This window comes from Streptococcus parasanguinis (assembly GCF_001578955.1).
Taxonomy (GTDB): domain Bacteria; phylum Bacillota; class Bacilli; order Lactobacillales; family Streptococcaceae; genus Streptococcus; species Streptococcus parasanguinis_U.
Map to the genome: position 1 here is coordinate 728,404 of NZ_KQ969689.1, position 10,499 is coordinate 738,902.

Sequence of the window (10,499 nt, forward strand, 5' to 3'; positions counted from 1 at the left end):
TACTATTGAATACTCCACAATCAGTATTGATCGTAATTGGGATTTTAATTACCTATATCTCTTTAATACTAGCTCAACAAGTTTCTGGCATGAAAGAGGTTGGAATATTAAGAGTTTCTGGCAAAGGAAAGCATGCGATTGCTATAGAACAAACAAAAAACGATAGTATTTTTATCTTATGTTTATTGATATGTTCTATACTTGGTGTTGTTAGTACATTAATCATTTTAAGAAAATTTTCGATTCTAGCTCTGTTGATAATCTTAGTACCAGTGTTTGTTTGGGCCTTATTAATATTTATCGTTAATTTTTTTCTTTCACATTGTTTTTATTATATTCTTCAACACCAACCAATTATTTTATCAATTAAAGGAAAGGCTCCGCTAGGTTTCATCTTTGTTATGACGATCCTAATACAGCTATTTACTTTATTTTCTGTTATGTTCTGTGTTTATGGAATGATTTCAATAACTAAAGAAGTTGAATCGTTAGAGGTAGGAAAAAGTCATTGGCAAAGGAATGCTGAATATTATGAGATAACTTCTTTAGAAGATGGCGACAGTGTTTCACAAGATCAAAAAGAAAAATTTTTTAATGAGTTATCTGACAACACTACGATTATTTATAGAAACGACATGTTAGATAATATGTTGATTTCGAACAAAGATAATAAGAATTTCGAACCAACTTCAGATTATTCTTCAAATGTAATTTATGTTAATGCTAACTACGTTGCAGTAAATAAAATTAAGTTATCTGACTCAGCAAAATTATTTCTAAAAGATATGAAAACATATGATAAAATGATTTTAATTCCAAATCGTTATCAAAATATGTTTGAACAATTAAAGAATAAATGGGAATATTTTGAGAAAAGGGGATTTTCATCTAAGGAAACATTAGTCGAAGATACCCAACCAAATTCCAAAATTGCTAGTTTCATATACGAAGGTGGTGATTTGTTTACTTATCCAGTTTACTCTTTAATTGGGAGGCAATTTTCCAATGAAGCAATGGTCCATGATCCAATTATTGTTGTGGAAAAACCTAACTATGCTTTATTGCCAACCTCGTTCTTAATAGTTAACCATTCTGAAAAAGTAACTACGTTAATTCGAAAATATAACTTGACAGCTTCCTTCGGTTCACTTACTAGTGGATTATTATCTATTGAGAAAAGAATTGATATGATAGTAACAAGAAAATACTTTTTACTTGCTACGACTGTTTTAAGTATTACTACCTCATTTTTATTGTTCATTTTGATGAATAGTATTTATTTTTATCAAGAAAGGAGGACACATTTTATAGAACGTTTGGCTGGGAAAAACCAATTACGTATTCATAGAGTTTATCTTGGATTGCTTATTACGTGCTTTACTCTAATTGGTATTTGTACAATTGTTTTAAGATTTTCATTTTTACTAATATTAGTACCGTTTGTATACTTATTATTGTTGCTTATCATATTTGCATTTCAATTAATTAAAGAGAAAAGAGTAAATATTTTATTTCTAAAAGGAGCTTAATATGATCGAATTAAGAAATATAAATAAAGGATTCGATGACCGTATTGTTCTAGAGAATTTAAATTATAATTTTTATGAAGGGAATTCTTATGCTCTGATAGGTGCGTCTGGTGCTGGAAAAACCACATTACTAAATATTATTGGTAAATTAGAAGAAGTTGATTCTGGAGATATAATTGTAAATGATATTAATCTAAATAATATTAAAGAAAAAGATTATTTCAAAAATTATCTTAGTTATTTGTTTCAAAATTTTGGTCTTATCGAAAATAAGTCGATTCAAGAAAACTTAATGTTGGCTTTTATTGGAGAAAAAATAAGCAAGTTGGAAATGCAAAAGAAAATGAATGAAGCTTTAAAAAGAGTTCATCTTGATGTAAATCTAAATCGTAAAATATATACTCTTTCAGGAGGAGAAGCTCAACGTGTAGCTCTAGCTAAAACAATTTTAAAAGATTCACCAATTATATTAGCAGATGAACCAACTGCATCTGTAGATCAAAAAAATAGTGAAGAAATAATAGAATTAATATTGAGCTTAAAGAAAGAAAATAAAATTATAATAATAGCTACTCACTCTCCTGACATCTATAACAAAGTTGATCATATTTTAGAAATAAAAGGTGAACAAAAATGAAATTTAATTATACAAATATATTGCTACAGTTAATCATCTTTATAAATTCTTCTTTTATCATATTGACACAAATGAATAATGTTAGACAGCCTGTTAAAATATTGATTCAATTCATTTGTTTATTGAGTTTTTTATCCACTGTAATTAACTTCTATAATTATTTAAAAGTAGATAAAGATTAACATGATTGAAAATTAAGATTTTAAACAAAGAGCTAGAAATATCTAGTTCTTTTTTCATCTTTAAAGATAAAATGTTGCTTAAAGCCTTGAGAATGTTCCATTTGTGCTTGAATCTGCTTTAAAAAAGTACTATAGTATAAGCATAAAATACTATTGTAATCTTTCTTACTATGAAATAGAAAGAAGGCAAGATATGAAATTACAATTTAGAATCCTTATAGGAATTTGCTTCTTGATCGGTGCCGTAGTCTTTGCCCTTCAAAAGGAATGGTTATACGCCTTGCTGTTGCTTTTAGTTGGGGCTTCCTACCTTTATAAAGGAGTGCGTCGATGAAGAGTGAGTGTTTAAACATCAAGGGGCTAAATGTTTGGTATAAAAAAGACAAGCCCATCATAAAAGAAACCAATTTGCTTGTACCCAATCATTCTGTAGTTGGATTGATTGGTCGAAATGGAGCTGGGAAGACAACCTTGCTAAAAGCTTTAAGTAGTGTCTTTGATCATCGGCAGTATGCAGTTGAGACTGTTACCATAGAAGATAAGGCGACCTCATTTCATACGAATTTCTATAAGAGCCTTACCTATACAGTTTTTACTGAAAACAATAGTTTTTTAAACTGGGATTTTGTTCATTATTTTAATTTTGTCTGTCGTTTGTATCATCGAAAGAGAGATGAAACGTTATTGCAGGACCTGATCTCAGGTTTTCATTTTGAAGAATTTCTCAACACTGATATCGGTAGTTTGTCAACGGGAAATAAGAAGAAAGTCTTCCTGATCACAGCTTTCTATCTCAAACCTCCCCTCCTTATTTTGGACGAACCATTTGATGGCCTAGATTTTGATGCGACAGAATTTCTATATGGTTTGCTATTGCAGTATAAAGAAGAAGGCGCTATTCTGATGAGTTCGCATATCGCAGAGAGTATCGTTCGAGTCTGTGATACAGCTTATTACATTGAAGATGGTCACCTAGACGCGATCGAATCGAATTTAGAAGATTGGTTTCATGACGTCAATCGTCAGAGGGGGTAGAGCATGCTACTAGCAATTTTTAGAGATTTGGTATCCAAAAATCGACTCTTCTTGTTCGTGACTTCCTTAGCCTTTGCTCTCTATTACCATGTTGTTGGGGCCAAATTTTCTACAAGCTTTCAAGTCTTATTGATCAGTACGGCTATTGTCACTGCTCTATCAACCTTTCAATTGCTCTATTCCTACTTTTCGATGGACAGGGTCCAGGCCTATTACCAGCTTCCGTTGTCTCTCAATCGTTTTAAAGGATCTTTTCTGACGGTCACCTTTCTTCTCAATTTGTTAGAGCGCGTGCTGTTATTGATCCTCTTTTTGGGAGTCAAGTTAGACCTGCCAAAATCCTTTAAGCTCGTGCTCCTTTCTTTACTGGTGATATTAAGTGTGTTTTACGTCTTTATCCAGTTCAATACCAGTCCTAGTTTTCTAGGAGGGGTACTCATTTTTGTAACGACTATTCTGACTGTATCTTCTTTATGGGTCCAACAAGTGTCCTATATGATCTTACTGTCAGCTCTCCTTGCTATCTTTATTTTTAAAAATGAGGACCTGGTCGCGATTTCAAAAAATGATCAGTTGCTCGTCGCAAAGATAAGAAGTGGCAATTATTTTTGGATTTCCTTATTTCAAGAGCGCTATTTTTCCATCAATTTTGTCTTTACCCTCATCTTTCTCCTTCTCATTCTGATACAGGATTATGATGCATCTTTAAAAATCATCATTCTTTTAACGATGGCTTCTGTCAATACGCCATTAACCACCCTCATTTCCGCGGATAAAGATTTGATTGATCATGTTAAGTCCCTACCTAAGAGTCGGTTCTTTTACTTGATGTATTACCGTGTATTGCTGACTTATTTTTTAGCTGTGAATCTATTTGTTGCTCTGTTATTAAAAATGGTACTCATGCCTGACTTGGGGATTCTATTTTTACTAGGAGTGATGATTCTGGCAGTAGTGGAAGCTTTTTTGCACTTACTGATTGAAATCTATTTTCCTTTAAGGAAATGGAATTTAAAGAGGGAATGTTGGAAACACCCAAGAAAATACATTGTTCCTAGTATCGTCTTCTTACTTAGTTGGAGTCTCCTTTTCTGCTTCTAAGGAATTGCCCCTTTGCTTGTATCTGCTTCTTAATTGTAGTATGATAGAGGAGTTGAAAAGATGCTAGAAAAGGTGGCAAGTAATATGAAAGATTTTCACTTTGATGCAATTGCTGCATTTGAAAATTACGAAATCGAAAAGATGAGAGATGGCCATGTGGTGGTGACAACCAAGGTCGTGGAATCATCGCTCAATTATTATGGCAATGCGCACGGAGGCTATCTCTTTACCCTGTGTGACCAAGTCAGTGGGTTGGTCGTGGTTTCTCAAGGGGTCGATGGGGTGACCTTGCAATCCTCGATTAATTACTTGAAAGCAGGGCGTCTGGGTGATGTCCTCACGATCCATGGCGAATGTGTCCACAGTGGACGGACGACTCGAGTTGTGGATGTCGATATTACCAATCAAGATGGGGCCAATGTCTGCAAGGCAACCTTTACGATGTTTGTTACGGGAGTGAGAGATGAATCCGCACAAGTACGCATTTAAAAACTTTATTTTTGATTTTTATGGAACCTTGGTCGACATCGAAACCGATGAGTCGAGTCCAGTCTTATGGGATACCATGGCTCAGATCTACCAATCCTACGGGGCAAGATACACTGGAGAAGGTCTGCGCCTGCGTTATAGAGAGTTGGTGCAACAAGCCGAAGAAGACTTGGCCAAGGAAAAACAAGTTGCCCATCCTGAGATTGATCTGACGGTCATTTTTGTGCAATTGTATTTAGAACGTCATCCAAGTGGAAACAGTGTTGCCCACCTTAAAGAGTGGGGACGTTTGATTGCGCGGACTTTCCGTGTCCTTTCTCGCAAACGATTGGAGCTTTATCCTCACACGAAAGAAGTATTAGAGGATATGAAAGCTGCAGGTTGCCGGATCTATCTCTTATCCAATGCTCAAGCAGAATTTACAAATCCTGAGATTGATTTAGTAGGCTTGAGAGAACTTTTCCATGCCATTTACTTGTCATCAGATGCAGGTATTCGCAAACCTCAGCCAGAGTTCCTCCTGAAAGTCATCAAAGAACACCAGTTGAACCCTGATAAAACGGTCATGGTGGGCAATGACTTTACAACAGATGTCGCTGTCGCCCAAAGTATCGGCATGGAGAGTATCTTAATCAATACCTTCCCATACTCTGAAGCTGAACTGCGCGAGAAGAATCAAGCAGGTGTGCGCGTGATTCGGGATATTCAAGAATTGCAAGAAGATTGAAAGATATCATCCATGTAGGGAGGCCAAGTTGCCTCCTTTTTTCTTGAAAATGCTACAGTAGAACAGGATTTGTCAAATTTTCGCTTTCATGGTATACTATGAAAGTTAATTTGAATAAGGAGATAAAAATGAATAACTTACCAAACTGTCCAAAATGTAACTCTGAATACGTCTATGAAGATGGAGCGCTCTTGGTGTGCCCAGAGTGTGCGTATGAATGGAACCCAGCTGAGGTCGAAGAAGAAGGTGTCGTAGCGATTGACGCCAACGGAAACAAATTGGCTGATGGCGATACGGTGACCTTGATCAAAGATTTGAAAGTGAAGGGTGCACCGAAAGATTTGAAACAAGGTACGCGCGTGAAAAATATCCGTATCGTTGAAGGAGACCACAACATCGATTGTAAGATTGATGGCTTTGGTGCAATGAAACTCAAATCAGAATTTGTGAAGAAAATCTAAAGAACTGGACACAAATTAATAGAGTTGTTTAAGTTTATAATGGAACTTTCCGCTGTGAGAAAAGTACTTGAAACAGTATTGTTTCAAGTACTCGGGAGTTTTGAAACTTTAGGTTCAAAACTAAGTCATGGAACTTCGTAGAAGTTCGCTGACGTCCGTCCTCACTTAAGGAAAGTTCCTGATTAAACTGAAGGGGCTACCCCCTTTTCTTTCAGGAGAATACTATGAAATTCAAACTATTATTTAGCTATCGTTTTATATTGTTTATCTTAAGTGTACTCGGCGTTTACCTGCAACTGACCAAGCATGGTGGCTTTGGCATGATGCTCTATTACACCATTATATCCAACATGTTGGTCATGTTCTTTATGGGAGACATGGTTTGGCGCATGGTTCGAGGGCGTTCGACCCAGACTCAGGGCTACCTTCGTATGAAAGGCGCAGTTACCATGTCCATTATGATCACCTGTGTCATCTACCACTTTATGTTGGCGCCTCTTGCGACACCAGAGAAGTTTTATCGTTTGGAAAACTTCCTTTGTCATTACATCGTTCCTTTGATGTTCTTCTTTGATACCCTAGTGATTGATAAAGCCAAGCAATATCGCAAGCTCGATCCCTTCCTTTGGACCTCGATTCCCCTAGCTTACATGCTCTTTGCCCTTCTCAATGGATTGGTCTTGAAGTGGCCAATTCCAGGTGCAAAAGATAGTCCCTTTGCCTATTTCTTTATCAATGTTAATAAATACGGCTGGGGCTTTGTTGGCAAATGGGTAGTGATCATCTTTATCGCCTACCTCTTGGCTGGCTATGTGCTCTATGGAATCAAAAATATCAAGCGGAAATCGGCTGTTTCTTAGTAAAAACCGAACATTATTCGGACGAAAAGTCATGTTTTTAAATTTTTTTGAAAAATGTTGAGTTTTTTCTTGCATGTCGTTTGAAACTGTGATATAGTTATCTCAATTAAATAAATCCTTTAATCCTGTCCCGTGAGGCAGGCAAGGAGACTGTGAAAAACAATGGCTAGGACATAGGGCGAGACTCTATCCTCTTAGACCATTCATTTGCTGAACCTCCTTGAAAAAGGAGGTTTTTCTTTTACAACTAAGGAGGACTGAATGAAAACCAAAGAAGTCGTTGATGATTTGACGATGAAACGGGCCATTACCCGGATCACCTACGAAATCATTGAACGAAACAAAGATTTAAGCCAGATTGTGCTGGTGGGGATCAAGACGCGTGGTGTTTACATCGCTCGCCGGATCCAAGAACGTCTCTCTCAGCTGGAACAAATCGATGTCCCTGTAGCAGAACTAGATACCAAGCCTTTCCGAGATGACATGAAGGCGACAGAAGATACGACGGTCTTACCAGTTGATATCGCTCATAGAGAAGTCATTTTGATCGATGATGTCCTCTATACAGGTCGCACGATACGCGCTGCCATTGACAATCTGGTCAGTCACGGTCGTCCTGCTCGAGTGAGTCTTGCGGTTCTCGTCGACCGTGGGCATCGGGAGTTGCCGATTCGTCCGGACTTTGTTGGGAAAAATATCCCGACAAGTAAGTCAGAGGAAATCATTGTCGAGATGGTGGAGCTAGACGGTCAAGACCGCGTCCTCATCAAAGAAGCTTAAACAAATTGTAAACTATTTGCATTCACATTATAAAAGGAGAATCAACATGTCTGAAAATCAAATCGCTCTTAAAAACCTTGTCTCAATGGAAACTCTTACCAATGAAGAAGTAATGGCATTGATCAAACGTGGGATTGAGTTCAAAAACGGAGCTAAAGCAGCCTACGAAGACCAACATATCATCTCAAATCTTTTCTTTGAACCTTCAACTCGTACCCACAAAGCCTTTGAAGTGGCAGAGTTGAAATTGGGATGTGATCTCCTTGACTTTGATGTGAAGACAAGCTCTGTGAACAAAGGGGAAACACTTTACGATACCATCTTGACCATGTCAGCTCTTGGAGTAGATGTCTGCGTCATCCGTCACCCTGAAGTGGACTACTACAAAGAATTGGTTGAAAGCCCAACGATCACAGCCTCTATCGTCAATGGTGGGGACGGTTCAGGTCAACACCCAAGCCAAAGCTTGCTTGATTTGATGACTATCTACCAAGAATTCGGTCACTTTGATGGCTTGAAAGTTTGTATCGCCGGTGACTTGGATCACTCACGTGTGGCAAAATCAAATATGCAAATCTTGAAACGTTTGGGAGCAACCCTCTACTTTGCAGGTCCAGACGAATGGAGAAGTGCGGAATTTGAAGACTATGGAACCTTCGTCACTATCGATGAAGTCATTGAAGAAGTAGATGTCATGATGTTCTTGCGTGTGCAACACGAACGTCATGATTACGAATCACTCTTCTCTAAAGAAAACTACCATCGTCTTCATGGCTTGACTCAAGAACGTTATGACCGTATGAAAGATACTGCGATCTTGATGCACCCAGCACCAGTGAACCGTGACGTTGAAATTGCGGACCACTTGGTAGAAGCTCCTAAATCACGCATCGTAGAACAAATGACCAACGGTGTCTTTGTCCGTATGGCCATCATTGAAGCCGTCCTTAAAGGTCGCGGTGCAAAATAAGATAACCGACAATTCATTGAAAGGAAAGAAAGAGGACAGAGTAGATCGCTACATGGAATCTGACTTTCCTTTTTTTGAGGAACTATGATAAAATTGGATTAGAATAAAAGAAGGGAGGGGTTCGATGAAACGATTATTGGTCCTAGAGGATGGGACTGTATTTGAAGGAGAAGCCTTTGGTGCAGACCTATATGTGACGGGTGAGTTAGTCTTTACCACAGCCATGACAGGTTATCAAGAATTGATCACGGATCAGGCTTTTAGTGGCCAGATTCTCTCCTTTACCTTCCCGGTTATTGGTGCAGCAGGGATCAATCGGGATGATTCTGAATCCATTACACCCACTTGTCTGGCAGTAGTGGTTCAGCATCTGGTGGAGATGCCGAGCAATTGGCGGCAACAGATGACCTTGGATGAATTCTTGAATCGAAAAAAAATCCCTGGTATTGTAGGGATTGATACCCGCCAGGTTGCAAAAATTGTCCGCAAGTATGGACGGATGAAGGCAACTGTTATTAATAAGGGGGATTCGATCGAGCATATCTTGGATCAGTTGCGAGCGACAGTCCTTCCAAAAGACCAAGTGCGTCAAGTCTCGACCAAAACAGCCTATGCTGTACCTGGTTTTGGAAAGAGTATTGCCTTGATTGATCTAGGGGTCAAGCACTCTGTCTTACGTCAGCTGAGTCAAAGGGACTGTAATGTGACAGTTTATCCCTATGATATCTCTTATGCTGAACTGATGGAGCAGCAACCAGATGGGGTTATTTTATCCAGTGGGCCAGGCGATCCCCATCAGGTGAAAAAACTTTGCCGCTTGATCAGAAAGCTCAACGGTCAGATTCCGATCTGGGGTATGGGCTTGGGAGCTCAGTTGTTGGCACAAGCTTACGGCGCTGAGCTGGCCCCTATGGAAGTTGGGCATTTCGGTTTAAATATTCCCGTGCGTGAAATTGCGACAGGAAAAATCGAGATAACCAGTCAAAATCACTTGTATAGTATAGCACGCGATAGCCTGCCCCATGATTTATTGGTCACGCATGAAAACGTCAATGACCATAGTATTGAAGCTTTTCGTCATCGTTACCAACCAATTTTAGGGGTTCAATTCCAAGTAGATGCTAGTCCAGGTCCAAGAGAAAATCTCTATTTTTACGATGAATTTTTAGAGTTGATTGATGCCAAAATTCACGAAAGTAGAAGGGAGAAGGAATGATGAACCAAAACCAGAAATTGCTTCTCCTATGTGGAGATTCTTATCAGGATATTAGCCTTTTGGCTGCGGTAAATGAAGCACAAAAACTCAATGCCAAGGATGGGAATGCTCTTGTCCTTTACTTGGGCGAAGAAAATGCTATCACCCAAGAAGCTGCAGATATAGTTGTAGTTAGTAAGCTCAAGCTGGATGCTCTTAGGACGACTCTTCTTTCTTATACTGGATCTCGCTTGCTCCTACCTTTTGCGGACAAACAGATTTTGAATCTCTTGTTTCGTTTGGAAGAAACTGGATTTTTCAAAGATGCATCGATCATGATTGTCGGACCAAGCCTCCAACGCTACCGGACCTTTTATCAGCAGGCAGATCAACGACGTCTCTTTCAAGAGCTGGGCTATCAGGTACCTGCTTCAGCACTGGTTGGTTCGGTTCGAGAAGCTATCGAGTTTTCTGAAGGCATTCAATTTCCTATTATGATCTGGCCAGTAGCGAGTAAGCAAGGGCAAGGGCGA

Annotated in this window: 12 protein-coding genes and 1 pseudogene; all 13 read left to right on the plus strand. The window is 38.6% G+C overall.

Annotation, left to right across the window (positions count from 1 at the left end; translation table 11 throughout):
- On the plus strand, positions 1 to 1,529 hold a 1,529-nt coding region (locus SPADD19_RS03500), incomplete at its 5' end, for a DUF1430 domain-containing protein (protein ID WP_128861568.1).
- A gap of 1 nt (position 1,530) precedes the next feature.
- On the plus strand, positions 1,531 to 2,166 hold the full coding sequence (locus SPADD19_RS03505; protein WP_061455222.1) for a putative bacteriocin export ABC transporter: 636 nt from the start codon (positions 1,531 to 1,533) through the stop codon (positions 2,164 to 2,166).
- Positions 2,167 to 2,541: 375 nt separating this feature from the next.
- Positions 2,542 to 2,682, plus strand: a complete 141-nt coding sequence (locus tag SPADD19_RS12525) for a hypothetical protein (RefSeq protein WP_241496454.1) — start codon at positions 2,542 to 2,544, stop codon at positions 2,680 to 2,682.
- On the plus strand, positions 2,679 to 3,383 hold the full coding sequence (locus tag SPADD19_RS03515) for an ATP-binding cassette domain-containing protein (protein WP_061455223.1): 705 nt from the start codon (positions 2,679 to 2,681) through the stop codon (positions 3,381 to 3,383). Before SPADD19_RS12525 ends, SPADD19_RS03515 begins: the two co-directional genes overlap by 4 nt.
- A 3-nt stretch (positions 3,384 to 3,386) precedes the next feature.
- Entirely contained in the window at positions 3,387 to 4,484 is a 1,098-nt protein-coding gene (locus SPADD19_RS03520; protein WP_061455224.1) for a hypothetical protein, read from the plus strand.
- A gap of 84 nt (positions 4,485 to 4,568) precedes the next feature.
- A complete protein-coding gene (locus tag SPADD19_RS03525; protein WP_003016342.1) occupies positions 4,569 to 4,973 on the plus strand; it encodes a PaaI family thioesterase in 405 nt (134 codons plus the stop codon).
- Positions 4,948 to 5,700 (plus strand): HAD family hydrolase, encoded by a 753-nt coding sequence (locus tag SPADD19_RS03530; protein WP_061455225.1) that lies wholly within the window; start codon positions 4,948 to 4,950, stop codon positions 5,698 to 5,700. The genes SPADD19_RS03525 and SPADD19_RS03530 overlap by 26 nt, the downstream gene beginning before the upstream one ends.
- A 128-nt stretch (positions 5,701 to 5,828) precedes the next feature.
- Positions 5,829 to 6,161, plus strand: a complete 333-nt coding sequence (locus tag SPADD19_RS03535) for a zinc ribbon domain-containing protein YjdM (RefSeq protein WP_049485494.1) — start codon at positions 5,829 to 5,831, stop codon at positions 6,159 to 6,161.
- Positions 6,162 to 6,385: 224 nt separating this feature from the next.
- Positions 6,386 to 7,021 (plus strand): Pr6Pr family membrane protein, encoded by a 636-nt coding sequence (locus tag SPADD19_RS03540; protein ID WP_061455226.1) that lies wholly within the window; start codon positions 6,386 to 6,388, stop codon positions 7,019 to 7,021.
- A 261-nt stretch (positions 7,022 to 7,282) separates the two neighbouring features.
- Positions 7,283 to 7,801 carry a bifunctional pyr operon transcriptional regulator/uracil phosphoribosyltransferase PyrR gene (pyrR, locus tag SPADD19_RS03545; RefSeq protein ID WP_003001719.1) on the plus strand — a complete coding sequence of 173 codons (519 nt, stop codon included), beginning with the start codon at positions 7,283 to 7,285 and terminating at the stop codon, positions 7,799 to 7,801.
- 46 nt (positions 7,802 to 7,847) lie between these two features.
- Positions 7,848 to 8,771, plus strand: coding sequence for an aspartate carbamoyltransferase catalytic subunit (locus tag SPADD19_RS03550; RefSeq protein ID WP_003016291.1), 924 nt, complete (start codon positions 7,848 to 7,850; stop codon positions 8,769 to 8,771).
- Positions 8,772 to 8,895: 124 nt separating this feature from the next.
- Positions 8,896 to 9,987: a carbamoyl phosphate synthase small subunit gene (locus tag SPADD19_RS03555; protein WP_061455227.1), complete on the plus strand. Its 1,092-nt coding sequence runs from the start codon at positions 8,896 to 8,898 to the stop codon at positions 9,985 to 9,987.
- A pseudogene (locus tag SPADD19_RS03560) lies at positions 9,984 to 10,499 on the plus strand (ATP-binding protein); the annotation flags it as partial. The gene SPADD19_RS03555 and the pseudogene SPADD19_RS03560, both read left to right, overlap by 4 nt.

Coding starts and splice junctions, on each gene's coding strand:
- SPADD19_RS03505 (WP_061455222.1), top strand. CDS start 1,531: ATGATCGAATTAAGAAATATAAATAAAGGATTCGATGACCGTATTGTT.
- SPADD19_RS03535 (WP_049485494.1), top strand. CDS start 5,829: ATGAATAACTTACCAAACTGTCCAAAATGTAACTCTGAATACGTCTAT.
- SPADD19_RS03550 (WP_003016291.1), top strand. CDS start 7,848: ATGTCTGAAAATCAAATCGCTCTTAAAAACCTTGTCTCAATGGAAACT.
- SPADD19_RS03520 (WP_061455224.1), top strand. CDS start 3,387: ATGCTACTAGCAATTTTTAGAGATTTGGTATCCAAAAATCGACTCTTC.
- SPADD19_RS12525 (WP_241496454.1), top strand. CDS start 2,542: ATGAAATTACAATTTAGAATCCTTATAGGAATTTGCTTCTTGATCGGT.
- SPADD19_RS03515 (WP_061455223.1), top strand. CDS start 2,679: ATGAAGAGTGAGTGTTTAAACATCAAGGGGCTAAATGTTTGGTATAAA.
- SPADD19_RS03540 (WP_061455226.1), top strand. CDS start 6,386: ATGAAATTCAAACTATTATTTAGCTATCGTTTTATATTGTTTATCTTA.
- SPADD19_RS03530 (WP_061455225.1), top strand. CDS start 4,948: ATGAATCCGCACAAGTACGCATTTAAAAACTTTATTTTTGATTTTTAT.
- SPADD19_RS03555 (WP_061455227.1), top strand. CDS start 8,896: ATGAAACGATTATTGGTCCTAGAGGATGGGACTGTATTTGAAGGAGAA.
- pyrR (WP_003001719.1), top strand. CDS start 7,283: ATGAAAACCAAAGAAGTCGTTGATGATTTGACGATGAAACGGGCCATT.
- SPADD19_RS03525 (WP_003016342.1), top strand. CDS start 4,569: ATGAAAGATTTTCACTTTGATGCAATTGCTGCATTTGAAAATTACGAA.